Source organism: Blautia hansenii, assembly GCF_013304445.1.
Classification (GTDB): Bacteria; Bacillota; Clostridia; order Lachnospirales; family Lachnospiraceae; genus Blautia.
The window spans coordinates 39,688-53,892 of the sequence record NZ_JAAITA010000001.1; the positions used below are offsets into that span (position 1 = coordinate 39,688).

A 14,205-nucleotide genomic window follows, 5' to 3' on the forward strand; every position below is an offset into this window, starting at 1 on the left:
GAGATTTTCCGTATGAAGATTTTGATTGTAGAAGATGATTTCACACTGGCCGGAGAAATCTGCAGACTTTGTGAGAAATGGGGATTTGAGGCCGTGTACCTGGAAGAATTTCAGGAAGTGGATAAGCAGTGCGAAAAAAGCGGCTGTGACCTGGTGCTCATGGATATTAACCTTCCGTATTATGACGGATTTTACTGGTGCAGCAAAATTCGCAGCTTTTCCAGAGTTCCCATTTTGTTTTTGTCCAGCCGGGATCAGAATGCAGACAAGGTCATGGCTATGGTTTCCGGGGGAGATGATTATGTGGAAAAGCCTTTTGATACGGAACTTCTGCTGGTGAAAATCCGTGCGCTTCTTCGGAGAGCGTATGAATATACGCAGGCAGACCGGGAATATCTGGGAGAACATCTGGTGTATGACAGGAACCAGGGAGTTTTGCTTTACAAGGGCAGGACTATTGAGATGACGAAATCGGAAAACCGGATTCTGGGGATTCTGGCAGAAAACAAAGGGCGTGTGGTGGAACGGGAAGAACTGATGCAGCATTTGTGGAGTACAGATGAGTATGTAACAGACGCTTCTTTGACTGTTTTGGTATCCAGGCTCAGGGCGAAGATTGCTGAGTGCGCAGACGGAGTTTCCTGTATCCATACCAGAAAGGGAAAGGGGTATTATCTGGAATGAAAGCATATTTTTGCCACAGAGCAGAGGTCTTTCTGATGATTGGAGGACTCTGGGGATTTGTAAACGGCTATCTTATTTTCTTGTGTGTTCCTGCGCTGCAGGGAGAGGATATCCTGTATCTGAATCTGTTGCTTTGCTTTTTCGGAGTGTGCTGGCTTATCCGGGATTATCAGAAATGGAGGAAGCTGAAAAATTATTTTCAGAATCAGGAGGCCTTTTTGGCAGAGGAGGAAAAGAAAATTCTGGGAGAGGAACTGTATGGGTATGTCTGCAAAATACAGGAGGAGCAGCAAAAAGAGGCGGCGGAATACACCAGGCGTCTGGGCGAGCTTTCGGATTATATTGCACGCTGGTCCCATGAGGCCAAGCTGCCTTTGACCTCCTTAAAACTCATGAATCAGAGAAATCAGGATACAGGCCTGAAAAGAGATATGCAGGACTGTATTATGCGGCTGGAAGGGCTGATTCACACCGTACTTACAGGAAGCAAGCTGCAGCAGCCCCAGCACGATGTGCGCATGGAAAAGCTTACACTGGAAAGCGTGGTAAAGGAGGCTGTGAAAAATCAGTCGTATTTCCTGATTCAGTATCAGTTTGAACTGGAATTGGATTTGCAGGGGATTTCGGTATACAGCGACAGACGGTGGCTGGTGTATTTATTGAACCAGCTCGTTGGAAACGCAGTGAAATACAGGAAAGACGAGCCCAAACTTTCCTTTCGTGCAAAAAGGGAAGAAAAAGGTGTGATTTTTACGGTGGAAGATAAGGGAATCGGTATTTCTTCGGAAGATTTGCCCTATATTTTTGAAAAAGGGTATGTGGGAAAAATACTCAGAAAGGGCGACTATCATTCTACCGGAATGGGGCTTGCTTTTGCGAAAAGCATTGCACAGCTGCTTTGCATTTCCATAGAGGTTTCGTCCAGGGAAGGGGAGGGAACCTGTTTTTCGCTGTATTTTCAGGATACCTCCGACCATTTGCTACTGCCTTAAGCAGCAAAAAGCGGATTTCTAACAAAAATGAAAGTCTGGAAGGGAAAGTGTTGCCGGAATGAAAGGATTTTTAGAATCCTGTCTGCTAAGATAAAAGCAGACAGGGAGGTAATAGAACATGAATAAAATATTGGAAATCAGAAATCTGTATAAGAATTATGGACGAAAGGGATATGAAACACCTGTACTGCAGGATATCAGTATGGATATTTTTGAAGGTGATTTCATTGCCATTATGGGTCCCAGCGGCGCAGGGAAAACCACGCTTTTAAATCTTTTGTCCACACTGGATAAGCCCACAAAGGGAGAAATTCTTCTGGAAGGAAAGGACATTACAAAATTGTCCAACAAGCAGCTTTCTCTTATCCGAAGAGATAAAATCGGGTTTATCTTTCAGGAGTATAATCTGCTGGATAATATGACTTTGCAGGATAATATTGCGCTGCCTTTATCTCTAAACGGGGCGAAAAGCGGAGAGATTATCCGGAAGGTACAGCAGAGAGCGTGCGCCTTTGGATTGGAAAGCCATCTGCGGAAATATCCCTATCAGCTTTCCGGAGGACAGAAGCAGAGGGCGGCCAGCGCCAGAGCTTTGATTACGGAACCCCGGATTTTGTTTGCGGATGAGCCCACCGGAGCCTTGGATTCCAAATCCAGCCGGGATTTGCTGTGCTGTCTGAAGGCGGCTAATGAAGAGGAGAAGGCTACGATTTTAATGGTTACCCATGACGGCTACACAGCCAGCTATGCAAGACAGGTGTATTTTCTCAAAGACGGAAAAATTCACAGCCGCTTAAACCACGGGGAAAGCAGAAAGGCGTTTTACGAGGAAATCATGTCCATGCTGGCTGCCATGGGAGGTGAGCAGGAATGAGTCTTTTCAAGCTTTCTTTTTCGAACTTTAAGCGAAGTGTAAGAAATTATGGTATGCTCATTGTTTCCCTGGCCTTTTCTGTGTTTATCTTTTTTAATTTTCAAAATGTGCTGTATTCGGATTCCATGGACGTACTCATGGATTATAAAAAGGATTACATTGATATGATTGTAAAGGCCGCGTCTGTTGTATTTGCCGTATTTTTATTCTTCTTTATCTGGTATGCGTCCAATGTGTTTTTAAATCAGAGGAAAAAAGAAATCGGTATTTACATCTTTATGGGGTTGGATAATCAGCGTATCGGAAAAATGTATGTGCTGGAAGCTGTATTTATCGGGTTGGTTTCCCTGGTTTCGGGAATTGTAACCGGAGTGTTGTTTTCCAAGCTGTTTCAGATGCTGCTTTTGAAGCTGTCGGATATCAGTGTGGATGTAAAATTTTCTTTCAGTCTTTCGCCGGTACTGGTGACAGCAGCTATGTTTGGCGGTGTATACGGACTGATGACGTTAAAGAGTTATCACACCCTGGCAACCAGCAGTGTGCTGAATCTGCTTTCCGGTGCGAAGCAGAAAGAAATCCGTCCGGAAAAGGGGATTCTGACCTTTCTGCGCATTCTGGCAGGTCTGGGTATTCTGGGAGCAGGCTATTATCTGGCCTGGGATACCAATGGTATGCAGGCTCTGAATAATGCTCTGGCAGCGGTAATTCTGGTGATTGCAGGCGTGTATTTGCTGTTTTCCGGTCTTATCCCTGCACTTTTGAGAAAGCTGACAGGCAATAAAAAGTATCTGTATAAAAAAGAGAGAAATCTCTGGGTGAACAGTCTGGCTTTCCGCATGAAAAAGAATTACAGAACGTATGCCATGGTGACTGTACTGATGATCTGTTCTGTGACTGTGCTGGCCTTTTCCATTGCCATGAAGCAGCGGTATGAGAAAATACATGCCTTTGACCGGGTTTATACCTGTCAGGTGGTAAGCACACAGCCAAAAGACGGGGAAGAAATTGCCAGGGGTATCCAACAGGAAAATGAACTGGAATGCTGGAATACTTATGAACTGGTAATTCTGGATTCCAAAACCATGCATTCAAAATACAATCAAACGATGTACGGTGTGGTATCTTATTCCCAGGTAAAGTCCGCGGCCAAAGCGGCAGGGCTTTCCTTTCCCTACAAAGAACTGAAGGACACCCAGGTGATTAACCTGGACCACGAAATTCTTATGAGCCTTGCGGGCAGTTCGGTTGGAGATGAAAAACAGCAGATAGGAGAGAAAATGTATGAGGTTCTTACCGTGGACAAGACCCCTTATCTGGGAGCTCTGCAAAGCTCAGCAGATATCTATGTGGTCAGTGATAAGACGTTTGAAGAATTGGAGGGACTTGGGGTGAAAAGCTATCTGTATAATTACAGGTTGAAAAACCCCGAAAACATAGAAGCGTCAAAGGCTTATCTTCAATCCCTGGTTACGCAGGATGAAAACGGCCAGTATACAACCGGTGTCAACTATTCCCAGGCACAGTCTAAGCAGGACGGTTGGATTCGGATTATGTATTCTCTGTGCCAGTTTATGTTTGTGACGCTGGTACTGGCAGCAGGAAGTATTATTTTCTTAAAGACGGGCAATGAAGTTTACGAGGACAAAGAGCGGTACAGGGTATTGGAAAAAATGGGAATTCAGACAAAGGTATTGAAAAAGTCTGTACGGAATGAAATCTGTTTTACCTACTACTGTCCCTTCGTGCTCATGGTTGTCACCTCCTGGTTTTCCATACATGCGCTGGGAAATGTCATGAAGGAAGAGTTGCTGCTGGTAAATCTGTGGAGTGCAGGCATTGTTTTGGTGCTGTTTAGCGGAATCTGCCTGTTGTCTGTGCGGACAGCCAGAAAGAGGCTGTTTTTGTAGCAGTTTTAATTTTCCGCCCCTGCAGATTTCGACGTCCGCAAATCACGGGGCGTACAGCCATAAATCTCACGAAAGAGCTTATGAAACAGCTTATAATTGGTAAATCCGTTCCGGTCAATGATTTCCATAATGGGGTCATTGGTGGTAAGCAGTTCAAAATGAATGTGAGAAAGCCGGACCAGATTTACATGCCGGGAAAAGTTGAGCCCCACATTCTTTTTGAAAAAACGGCAGAAATATTCCCGGTTGAGACCAAAATGAGCAGAAATTTCCTCCAGAGAAATGCTGTGGCTGTAGTGTTCTTCCACATAGAGCAGAATCTCCTTTAGTCGTTCCTGATTTCCGGCGGCAGGTACTTCCTCTGCAGGAATGGAAACAGAGAAATGGTTTACCAGTTTAAACAGAATCTGCATGACAATGGCTTCACAGGCCAGGTTCATGGCAGGGGGCTGGGTGATGTAAAGGGGAACCAGCTGCTTGAAAAGGTCACAGATTTCCAGAAACCAGGGAAGGTCTTTGTGGGTAAGGGTTTCTCTGCTGCACACCAGATGGGGAAGGATACCCTGCTCCATATAGGATTCCAGAAATGCCCTGGAAATGTGCACACAGATTTCCGTATAAGCAAGAGCGCAGCGGGATTCATGTATCTGGTTGGAATCCGTAACAATAAATTCCCCTGCCACCAGGGTGTATTTTTTGCCGCTTATGGTGATTTCCGCAGTGCCGTTCAGGATATAGAGCAGTTCAACGGCAGGATGCCAGTGGGCTGGGAAATAAGAACCACGGTTGGTCTGATAGCGGATGGAGATATTTTTTCCCTCCAGGTCATCCAGATGTCTGTAAAACGCAGTCTTCATAAAAAACCTCCTAAATGTCAATATTGACCTAAAAACAGTCAATATATTATCTAAAATAATTCTATAGTCTATGATAACATATGGTTGTAAACAAGGAAAACACTTATTTCAAAAAGAGGAGAAATTATTATGAAGAAATTAAATCAGAACAATATAGATACAAAAAAAATGACATTTGGACAGCGCCTGGAAAGATACATTGAGAAAAACGGAAAAGCTTTCGCAGCCATTGACGCTGCATGGACAGGAAGACTTTACGGAAGATACTAAGATGCATAAAAAAGAAAAGCCCGCGAAGAAACAGGAAAGACTGCAGCTTCGCGGGCTTTTTGGAATAGGGGGGAGAATCAGTGTTCCATCATGCTGATGGATTCAATTCCCACGCTTCCGCCCCGTACCACTTCGATATTTTTAAATTCTTCTTTAAACAGCTTGACAACCGCATCATTTTTGGCAGCGGTCTGGACAAATTCCAGAAGCAGGCTGTCTTTTCCACGGTCAATGACACGTCCTTTAAAGGTTTCCGCAATCTGAAACAACTCGATTTTTTCCTCCAGAGAGCAATCTCTGACTTTCACATAGAGAATTTCCTTCATGCGGATAAAAATATCCGTAAAATCAATGACTTTGATAACCTCCACCATGCGGTTTAACTGCTTTTTTATCTGCTCAAAGGTTTCGTCATCACTGACGGTTGCAATGGTCATACGGGAAACCGTAGGGTCTTCCGTGGTTCCTACCGTGAGACTGTCCAGATTGTAGCATTTTCCGGAGAACAGTCCGGAAATTTTGGAAAGTACCCCTACCTGATTTTCCACATAGAGGGAAATCCATCTTTTTTTCATTCCTTTTTCCATAGTCCCGCCTCCTAACAATCCATAATCATATCGGCCAGAGTGCCGCCGGGTTTAATCATCGGGTAAACCATTTCCTCCGGGTCGAGGATAAATTCAATCACCGTAGGCGTCTTGGCGTGGGTCTTAGCCCGCTCAAAGGCAGGGGCGATTTCTTCTTTTTTCGTAACACGAATGCCGTCAGCCCCATAGCTTTGAGCCAGTTTGACAAAATCCGGGGTATAAGGCGGCAGTTCTTCTCCGTCTGTGCGGCGGGAGAGAGCGCCGGCCCGCAGGTTTGTCATAGAATACCGTTTGCCGTAGAACAGCTTCTGCCACTGGCGTACCATGCCCAGATATTCGTTATTGAAAATACAGAGAATGACCGGAAGTTCTTCCAGAACTGCGGTAGCCAGTTCCTGAATATTCATCTGCATGCCGCCGTCGCCGGAAACGGCAATGACAGGCGTATCGGGATTGCCGATTTTTGCCCCAATGGCACCGGGAAGTCCATAGCCCATAGTGCCAAGGCCTCCGGACATAATCAGTTTTTTCTTTTCTGTAATCTCTGCGTACTGGGTTACCAGCATCTGGTGCTGGCCCACGTCTGTGACCAGAATGGCTTTGTCAAACTGGCGGTTGATTTCCTGAAGAATATCCAGAGGCCCCATCAGCGCCCGCTTCTTCATGGTAAGCGGGTGTTCTTCCTGCCATGCATGGATTTCCTTCAGCCATTTGCCCGTGCTGCAGGGCTCTACATAAGCATCCATCTTAAGCAGGGCTTCTTTGGCATCTGCCACAATAGGGATATCTACATGGATATTTCTGGAAATAGAAGCCGTATCAATATCAATGTGGACAATCTGCGCATGGGGAGCAAATTCGTGGAGTTTTCCGGTGATACGGTCGTTAAAGCGAGTACCAATGGAAAACAGCAAATCGCAGTTATTGACAGCCATATTGGCAGCATAAGCGCCGTGCATGCCCAGATTTCCAATAAACAGCGGATGGTTGGTGGAAATAGCGCCTCTGCCCATAATGGTCGTTACCACAGGAACCTGGGTTTGCTCAGCCACTTTGGTGAAAACTTCTCCGGCTCCTGCAATGTTGACACCGCCCCCTGCCAGAAACAGAGGTTTTTTGGCTTTTTGGAGAAGCTTCAGCGCCTTTTTCAGCTGCCCCACATGGATACCGGAATTGGGTTTGTATCCCCGAATGTTGACAGTTTTGGGATATTCGGGGCTGCCAAGCTCAGCCATCACGTCTTTTGGTAAGTCAATGAGCACAGGGCCGGGTCTTCCTGTGCGTGCAATATAGAAGGCTTCTTTGATAATTCGTCCCAGGTCTTCCCGCCTGCGTACGGTGACGCCGTATTTGGTAATGCTGCGGGTGATACCCACAATATCTACCTCCTGAAAAGCGTCGTTTCCAATGAGATGACGTGCCACCTGTCCGGTAAAGCATACGAGAGGTACGCTGTCATAGTTGGCTGTGGCAAGACCTGTCACCAGATTGGTAGCGCCGGGACCGCTGGTCACCAGACAGACCCCAACCTTTCCTGTGGTTCTGGCATAGGCGTCTGCCTCGTGAACCAGAGCCTGCTCATGCCGGGGAAGTATGATGTCCAGATTGTTCTGTTTGTAAAGCTCGTCGCTGATGTCAATGGTACACGCCCCGGGATAGCCGAATAAAACGTCCACCCCTTCTTCTTTCAGGGCTTTTACCAACAGTCGGTTTCCTGAAATTTGTTTCATAATGCAATCCCTCCCTGTATTTTACGATATTACAGCGTAAAAGTTATAAATCATTATAGAATGGGGGAAAGGGTTTGTCAACAGAAAATGGGAAGGGAGATAGACAGAACGGGCAAGATGCATTAAAATAGAAAGATAGAGAAAACAAACTATTTTTGTTCAGATAGAAGGGAGAGCATATTATTATGAAATTAATGCGTACAGAAGACGCAGTAGGACAGATTTTATGCCATGATATTACGCAGATTATCAAAGGCGTTACCAAAGACGCTGTGTTTCGCAAAGGCCATGTGATTCAGAAGGAGGACATTCCCGTTCTTTTAAGTGTGGGAAAAGAGCATATTTATATATGGGAAAATAATGAGCATATGCTGCATGAGAACGAAGCGGCAGAAATCCTGTACCGCATTTGCAAGGGCGAGCATATGCACGGAAGTGAAGTTAAGGAAGGAAAAATAGAACTCATTGCCGACATGGACGGCGTTCTGAAGATACAAAGAGAAACCCTGCACAAAATCAATGGGATGGGCCAGATGATGATTGCCAGCCGCCACGGCAATTTTCCGGTGAAAAAAGGGGATAAAATTGCAGGTACCAGAATTATTCCCCTGGTAATCGAAAAAGAAAAAATGGAGGCAGCCAGGCAGGCTACAGGGGAAGAACCGATTTTTCAGATTTTGCCTTACCGGTATAAAACCGCAGGAGTGGTTACTACGGGAAGCGAGGTGCTGAAAAACAGAATTTCCGATACCTTTACCCCGGTCATTGAGGAAAAACTGGCAGAGTATCAGGTGCAGATGACAGAGCATGTATTAAGCGGAGACGACCATGTTGTGATTACAAAAGCCATTGAAGAAATGATAGAAAAAGGCGTGGAAATGGTTATCTGCACAGGAGGCATGAGTGTGGACCCGGACGACCGGACGCCTCTGGCTATTAAAAATACAGGGGCCAGGATTGTGACTTACGGAGCACCCATGCTGCCGGGCGCTATGTTCCTGCTGGCTTATTATGAGCATGGGGATAGGAAGATTCCCGTTCTGGGACTGCCTGGCTGTGTCATGTATGCGAAAAGAACGATTTTCGATTTGGTTCTGCCGCGGCTTCTGGCAGGAGAAATGCTCACAGAGGAAGATTTTATCCGGGCAGGGGAAGGCGGTCTGTGTCTGTCCTGTCCCCAGTGTACCTATCCGAACTGCGGATTTGGGAAAGGAGTTTAAATGGGAGAGTTTACGCATTTTAACAACCGGGGCGAGGCGGTTATGGTAGACGTCAGCGAGAAAAAGCAAACGGTCAGAGAAGCCATTGCCGCGGGAACCATTACTATGAGCAGAGCATGCTTTTTGAAACTTGCAGAAGGTGGAATGGGAAAAGGAGACGTGCTGGGTGTGGCCAGAATTGCCGGAATCATGGGGGCGAAGAAGACTTCAGAACTGATTCCTCTCTGCCATGTGCTGAATCTTTCCAAGGTAGAATTGGAGTTTTTCCTTTTGGAGCAGGAATGCGCAGTAAAAGCGGTGTGTACCGTGCGTACTGTGGGAAAGACTGGAGTGGAGATGGAAGCTTTGACCGGAGTGAGCACTGCGCTGCTTACCATTTACGATATGTGTAAGGCGGTGGATAAAAGTATGGAAATCGGAAATATCTGTCTGGAAAAGAAAACCGGGGGAAAAAGCGGGATATACCAGAGGCAGATGGAAAGCGGGGAGCAGTAAGTGAAGGACAGCTACGGAAGAACAGTGGATTATATGCGGATTTCCATTACAGACCGCTGCAATTTAAGGTGCAGGTACTGTATGCCGGAAATGCCCTGCTTTCTGCCCCGGAAAGAACTTTTAAGTCTGGAGGAAATTCTGGACATCTGTGTCTGCGGCGCCCGGATGGGTATCCGAAAAATAAAGATTACCGGAGGAGAACCTCTTCTGCGTCCCGGCTGTGTGGAACTTATCCGGAAACTGAAAGAAATTCCCGGAATGGAAAAGGTGACCCTGACAACCAACGGTGTACTTCTGGCTCCTTTCGCCGAGGCGCTTTATCAGGCTGGGATTGATGGAGTGAATGTGAGTCTGGATACCTTGAATGAGGAAACATACAGGAAAATCACGGGCTTTGACAAGCTTGCACAGGTCCTTGAAGGACTGGATACGATGAGCCGATTCCCGGTGCCTTTAAAAACCAACACGGTACTGCTGCCCTGGGAGAACGGAAAGGATTGGAAAGAACTGGCGCTATTGGCTAAAAACCGCAGAATAGATGTGCGATTTATTGAAAAAATGCCTCTGGGAAAAGATAAGGAAACAGAGGGAGTTTCCAATATTTTGCTGTTGGAAGAGATGCAGGCATCTTTCGGAAAGGCAGAACCGGACGGCCGTTCTCACGGAAACGGCCCGGCAGTGTATTACCGTTTTCCCGGTTTTCAGGGAAGTGTGGGCTTTATCAGCGCCATACATGATAATTTCTGTGCAGGCTGTAACCGCCTGCGCATGACGGCGGAGGGAAAGGTAAAGCCCTGCCTTTGCTATGAGGAAAATTTTTCTCTGAAAGAGGCAGTAAGAGCAGGAAATCGTGAGGAAATCAGAGAACTGCTTAGAAGTGCTGTTGAAAAGAAGCCCCAGAGGCATTGTTTTGCACATACGGAACAGATAACAGAGCAGCGGGATATGTGGAAAATAGGAGGATAGAAATGGGAAATATCAGAGCAATCTGTATCAGTAAACAGAGAGGAACTGCAAAAACGGAAGTAGTAGAAGCAGAACTGACCCCACAATGGGGGATTCTGGGAGATGCTCACGGAGGCCCGTGGCATCGTCAGGTGAGCATGCTCTCTGTAGAGAAAATTCAGGATTTTCAGGCAAGAGGAGCAGAAGTGGACTTCGGCGCTTTTGGAGAAAATCTGGTGGTAGAGGGATTTGACTTTGCCGCTCTGCCTGTGGGCAGCCGTTTCCGGATAGGAGATGTGGTGCTGGAAATGACCCAGATTGGAAAGGAGTGTCATAACCACTGTCAGATTTATCAGCGCATGGGAGAATGTATTATGCCCAAGGAAGGGGTATTTGCCAGAGTTTTGCAGGGGGGAAGAATCAAAAGGGGAGACGAAATCCAATTGGTACTGCCTGACGCAAACCGGCCTTATACAGCGGCAGTGATTACCCTCAGCGATAAAGGGGCTAAGGGCGAACGAGAGGACAAAAGCGGTCCGTTGATTGTAAAAATGCTGGAAGAAGCCGGATACCAGGTGGAAGAAACGCTGCTTTTACCAGATGAACAGAAACCGTTGGAACAGCAGCTGATGCGTCTGGCTGACCAGAGGCAGATAAGCCTGATTCTCACCACCGGCGGTACCGGATTTTCTAAAAGGGATGTGACCCCGGAAGCAACCATTGCCGTGTGTGACCGCATGGCCAGAGGCATTGCGGAGGCCATCCGGGGATATTCCATGACCATTACAAAGCGCGCTATGTTAAGCCGGGCAGAATCCGGAATCCGAAAGGGCACGCTGATTGTAAATCTTCCGGGAAGCCCTAAGGCAGTAAAGGAATCTCTGGAATTTGTTCTGTCGGTCTTGGAACACGGTCTGGGAATCCTGCGGGGAACCGAAGGAGAATGTGGAAGAAATTAGAAGAAAACAGAACAAAAGAGAATAGGAGAAGCAGAATGAAGAAACGATTTTTAGCAGCAGCTTTGGTATTGTGTATGACAGCAGGACTGGGTGCCTGCGGCGGAACGGAAGAAACGAATACAGAACCTGAAGAAATTCAGGTGTTTATTGCAGCGAGTTTAAATACCGTGATGACCGAACTGGCAGAGAAATATAAGGAGGAGCACCCGGAGGTGAAAATTGTATACAATGCAGACAGCTCCGGTACCCTGCTGACCCAGATTGAAGAGGGATATGCCTGTGATATTTTCTTTTCCGCATCCCAGAAACAAATGGACCAGTTGGAGCAGGACGGACTGATTGTGGAGGGAACCCGCCGCAATGTGGTAAACAATCAGGTAGTGCTTCTGACTTTAAAAGACAGTGAAACAAAAGTAACCGGACTTAACAATTTGCAGGAAGCCAAAAGTATTGCTCTTGCAGGGGGCAGTGTACCGGTGGGCAAGTATACCCGGCAGGCTCTGGTGAATATGGGGATTTTGCCGCAGGCAGAGGACGTGTCCAAAATTACGACGCAGGAAGTGTCCGAAGGCTTAGGCGGTGTGGAAATCAGTGAGCAGGATAACGTAAGCAAGGCGCTTACTGCTGTGACAGAAGGGGCCTGTGAGGTGGGAACCACTTATTATTCGGATACCTACGGATATGAGGACAAGGTGAAAATTCTGGAAACTGTGGGATACGATTTGACCGGAGATGTGATTTATCCTATCTGCCGGGTGAAAAACCAGGAAGCAGATAAGGCACAGGAAGAAGCGGCTCAGGATTTTCTGGAATATGTGCTTTCCGATGAGGCAAAAGAAGTTTTTGAAAACTATTATTTTGACACGAATGTAGAGTAAAGGAGAGGCCATGGAAGCGTTGAAGCAGATACTGGAAAATCTGGACTGGAGTCCCCTTTGGATTTCCTTAAAAACAGGAATTGCCGCCACATTTTTCTCTTTTTTTCTGGGGATTTTTGCGGCGGCAAAGGCTATGAAGGCCGGAGGGAAAACAAGGGCCGTACTGGACGGTATACTCACGCTGCCCATGGTGCTGCCCCCTACGGCAGCGGGATTTTTTCTTCTTCTGACCTTTAGCACCAGAAGGCCGGTGGGGGCATTTTTGTATGATTCCTTTCATATTAAAATCATACAGTCCTGGGCCGGGTGTGTGCTGGCGGCAGTGGTGATTGCCTTTCCCCTGATGTACCGCAATGCCAGGGGGGCTTTTGAACAGATAGATTCCAATCTGATTTATGCGGCCCGCACTTTGGGCATGTCTGAGACAAAAATTTTCTGGAAGGTGGTGCTTCCCACTGCCGGACCGGGTGTGGCTGCGGGAACCGTGCTGACCTTTGCCAGGGCGCTGGGAGAATATGGTGCCACTTCTATGCTGGCGGGAAATATTCCGGGAAAAACAGGAACCATATCCCAGAAAATCGCTATGGTAATTCAGGACGGAGATTATGCCACGGCAGGCTTCTGGGTCGCTATTGTGCTTGTGGCAGCGTTTGGAATCCTGCTGGTTATGAACCTGGTGGCAGGAAGCAAAGGAAAGCGGAGAAAACGCTGGTAAAAGTTTACCGAAAGGGGCAGATTTCGGATGGGGCCAAGAGGTGTATGTTTATGGAAGTGAAAATAAAGAAAAAGTTGGAAAGGTTTCAGCTTGCTGTAGAGTTTTCCAGCGACTGCCGCCGCATTGGGATTCTGGGGGCGTCAGGAAGCGGAAAAAGTCTGCTGTTGCGAAGTCTGGCAGGAGTGGAAAGCGCAGATGAAGGGAAAATTGTGATTTGCGGCAGAACGTTACTGGATACGGAACAAAAAATCTGTGAAAAACCCCAGAAAAGGAAGGTAGGATATCTGTTTCAGAATTATGCCCTTTTTCCAACCATGACGGTGGAAGAAAATATTATGGCAGGTCTTTTGGTAAGCCCCAGGGAAAAGAGGCAAAAGGCCGCACAGTATATGGAAAAATTTCAATTAAAAGGTCTGGAAAAACGCCTTCCCCACGAACTCTCAGGAGGACAGCAGCAGAGAGCCGCACTGGCCAGAATGATGATATGCGAGCCGGAGGTGATTCTTCTGGATGAGCCTTTTTCTGCGTTGGACGTATATCTGCGGGATCAGCTTCAAAGAGAGATGATGGAATTTTTGAAAGAGTATTCCGGAACGGTGATTCTGGTTTCTCATAGTAGAGATGAGATTTATCGAATGAGTGAGGAAATGCTGGTCATGGACCATGGCCGGATTGTGGGGCAGGGGGAAACGAAAGCGCTGTTTCAAAATCCACGGACAAAGGTGACAGCACGCCTTACCGGATGCAAGAATATCGCCGATGTGCAGACAAAAGAACAGAATGAGATTGTGGTACCGGACTGGGGCATAGCCTTTCCGATTCAAAACCGCAGCACGGAAGGCATACAATCCGTGGCGGTCCGCGCCCATGAATTTCTGATAAAAGAAGAGGAAAATTGTCTGTGCTTTCCTTTGCAAAAGCCCATTGTGACGGAGGATATGTTTGAGTATAATATTTCTTTTCTGGCAAGTCCAAAAGGAAAACAGAGGATTGACTGGAAGGTTTCCAAATATTTGTGGGAGAATGCGGGAAAGATACCGGAAAGGCTGTATTTGAAAGAGGAAAAACTGCTGTTTTTGTATGAGTAGGAGA

Annotated in this window: 15 protein-coding genes; 12 read left to right on the top strand and 3 right to left on the bottom strand. The window is 46.8% G+C overall.

What is annotated here, in order from left to right; all coding sequences use genetic code 11:
* Positions 1-12: 12 nt before the first annotated feature.
* The 4 genes from G5A70_RS00215 to G5A70_RS00230 all read left to right on the top strand — a co-directional run bounded on the left by G5A70_RS00215 (position 13) and on the right by G5A70_RS00230 (position 4,457).
* Complete coding sequence (locus tag G5A70_RS00215) at positions 13-684, top strand: response regulator transcription factor (protein ID WP_173747119.1); 672 nt, start codon at positions 13-15, stop codon at positions 682-684.
* Entirely contained in the window at positions 681-1,676 is a 996-nt protein-coding gene (locus tag G5A70_RS00220; RefSeq protein WP_173747120.1) for a sensor histidine kinase, read from the top strand. Before G5A70_RS00215 ends, G5A70_RS00220 begins: the two co-directional genes overlap by 4 nt.
* Before the next feature lie 118 nt (positions 1,677-1,794).
* Positions 1,795-2,550: an ABC transporter ATP-binding protein gene (locus G5A70_RS00225; RefSeq protein WP_173747121.1), complete on the top strand. Its 756-nt coding sequence runs from the start codon at positions 1,795-1,797 to the stop codon at positions 2,548-2,550.
* Positions 2,547-4,457, top strand: coding sequence for an FtsX-like permease family protein (locus G5A70_RS00230; protein WP_173747122.1), 1,911 nt, complete (start codon positions 2,547-2,549; stop codon positions 4,455-4,457). The genes G5A70_RS00225 and G5A70_RS00230 overlap by 4 nt, the downstream gene beginning before the upstream one ends.
* A gap of 5 nt (positions 4,458-4,462) precedes the next feature.
* On the opposite strand, the gene G5A70_RS00235 is transcribed toward G5A70_RS00230, so the two are convergent.
* Positions 4,463-5,314, bottom strand: coding sequence for an AraC family transcriptional regulator (locus tag G5A70_RS00235; protein ID WP_173747123.1), 852 nt, complete (start codon positions 5,312-5,314; stop codon positions 4,463-4,465).
* Positions 5,315-5,443: 129 nt separating this feature from the next.
* Between G5A70_RS00235 and G5A70_RS00240 the strand changes: the two genes are divergently transcribed.
* A complete protein-coding gene (locus G5A70_RS00240) occupies positions 5,444-5,584 on the top strand; it encodes a hypothetical protein (protein WP_173747124.1) in 141 nt (46 codons plus the stop codon).
* A gap of 77 nt (positions 5,585-5,661) precedes the next feature.
* Here G5A70_RS00240 and ilvN read toward each other — a convergent pair whose 3' ends face one another.
* Both ilvN and ilvB read right to left on the bottom strand, forming a co-directional pair.
* Positions 5,662-6,171, bottom strand: coding sequence for an acetolactate synthase small subunit (gene ilvN, locus G5A70_RS00245; RefSeq protein ID WP_173747125.1), 510 nt, complete (start codon positions 6,169-6,171; stop codon positions 5,662-5,664).
* An 11-nt stretch (positions 6,172-6,182) separates the two neighbouring features.
* Positions 6,183-7,901, bottom strand: a complete 1,719-nt coding sequence (gene ilvB / locus G5A70_RS00250; RefSeq protein ID WP_173747126.1) for a biosynthetic-type acetolactate synthase large subunit — start codon at positions 7,899-7,901, stop codon at positions 6,183-6,185.
* A 185-nt stretch (positions 7,902-8,086) separates the two neighbouring features.
* On the opposite strand from ilvB, the gene G5A70_RS00255 reads away from it, so the two are divergent.
* Genes G5A70_RS00255 through G5A70_RS00285 form a run of 7 tightly spaced genes read left to right on the top strand, consistent with a single transcriptional unit; the run spans position 8,087 to position 14,201 of the window.
* Positions 8,087-9,121 carry a molybdopterin-binding protein gene (locus tag G5A70_RS00255; RefSeq protein ID WP_173747127.1) on the top strand — a complete coding sequence of 345 codons (1,035 nt, stop codon included), beginning with the start codon at positions 8,087-8,089 and terminating at the stop codon, positions 9,119-9,121.
* Positions 9,122-9,616 (top strand): cyclic pyranopterin monophosphate synthase MoaC, encoded by a 495-nt coding sequence (gene moaC, locus G5A70_RS00260; RefSeq protein WP_173747128.1) that lies wholly within the window; start codon positions 9,122-9,124, stop codon positions 9,614-9,616.
* Complete coding sequence (moaA, locus tag G5A70_RS00265) at positions 9,617-10,582, top strand: GTP 3',8-cyclase MoaA (protein ID WP_173747129.1); 966 nt, start codon at positions 9,617-9,619, stop codon at positions 10,580-10,582.
* Positions 10,583-10,584: 2 nt separating this feature from the next.
* Entirely contained in the window at positions 10,585-11,520 is a 936-nt protein-coding gene (locus G5A70_RS00270; protein WP_173747130.1) for an MOSC domain-containing protein, read from the top strand.
* Between the two features lie 35 nt (positions 11,521-11,555).
* Complete coding sequence (gene modA, locus G5A70_RS00275) at positions 11,556-12,398, top strand: molybdate ABC transporter substrate-binding protein (protein ID WP_173747131.1); 843 nt, start codon at positions 11,556-11,558, stop codon at positions 12,396-12,398.
* Between the two features lie 10 nt (positions 12,399-12,408).
* Positions 12,409-13,113, top strand: a complete 705-nt coding sequence (gene modB, locus G5A70_RS00280) for a molybdate ABC transporter permease subunit (RefSeq protein ID WP_173747132.1) — start codon at positions 12,409-12,411, stop codon at positions 13,111-13,113.
* Positions 13,114-13,163: 50 nt separating this feature from the next.
* Positions 13,164-14,201, top strand: a complete 1,038-nt coding sequence (locus G5A70_RS00285) for a sulfate/molybdate ABC transporter ATP-binding protein (RefSeq protein WP_308781657.1) — start codon at positions 13,164-13,166, stop codon at positions 14,199-14,201.
* Positions 14,202-14,205: the final 4 nt, after the last annotated feature.

Bases quoted from the DNA above. Each gene is read 5' to 3' on its own strand.
- G5A70_RS00215 (WP_173747119.1), top strand. From the start codon at position 13: ATGAAGATTTTGATTGTAGAAGATGATTTCACACTGGCCGGAGAAATC.
- G5A70_RS00220 (WP_173747120.1), top strand. From the start codon at position 681: ATGAAAGCATATTTTTGCCACAGAGCAGAGGTCTTTCTGATGATTGGA.
- G5A70_RS00225 (WP_173747121.1), top strand. From the start codon at position 1,795: ATGAATAAAATATTGGAAATCAGAAATCTGTATAAGAATTATGGACGA.
- G5A70_RS00230 (WP_173747122.1), top strand. From the start codon at position 2,547: ATGAGTCTTTTCAAGCTTTCTTTTTCGAACTTTAAGCGAAGTGTAAGA.
- G5A70_RS00235 (WP_173747123.1), bottom strand. From the start codon at position 5,314: ATGAAGACTGCGTTTTACAGACATCTGGATGACCTGGAGGGAAAAAAT.
- G5A70_RS00240 (WP_173747124.1), top strand. From the start codon at position 5,444: ATGAAGAAATTAAATCAGAACAATATAGATACAAAAAAAATGACATTT.
- ilvN (WP_173747125.1), bottom strand. From the start codon at position 6,171: ATGGAAAAAGGAATGAAAAAAAGATGGATTTCCCTCTATGTGGAAAAT.
- ilvB (WP_173747126.1), bottom strand. From the start codon at position 7,901: ATGAAACAAATTTCAGGAAACCGACTGTTGGTAAAAGCCCTGAAAGAA.
- G5A70_RS00255 (WP_173747127.1), top strand. From the start codon at position 8,087: ATGAAATTAATGCGTACAGAAGACGCAGTAGGACAGATTTTATGCCAT.
- moaC (WP_173747128.1), top strand. From the start codon at position 9,122: ATGGGAGAGTTTACGCATTTTAACAACCGGGGCGAGGCGGTTATGGTA.
- G5A70_RS00270 (WP_173747130.1), top strand. From the start codon at position 10,585: ATGGGAAATATCAGAGCAATCTGTATCAGTAAACAGAGAGGAACTGCA.
- modA (WP_173747131.1), top strand. From the start codon at position 11,556: ATGAAGAAACGATTTTTAGCAGCAGCTTTGGTATTGTGTATGACAGCA.
- modB (WP_173747132.1), top strand. From the start codon at position 12,409: ATGGAAGCGTTGAAGCAGATACTGGAAAATCTGGACTGGAGTCCCCTT.
- G5A70_RS00285 (WP_308781657.1), top strand. From the start codon at position 13,164: ATGGAAGTGAAAATAAAGAAAAAGTTGGAAAGGTTTCAGCTTGCTGTA.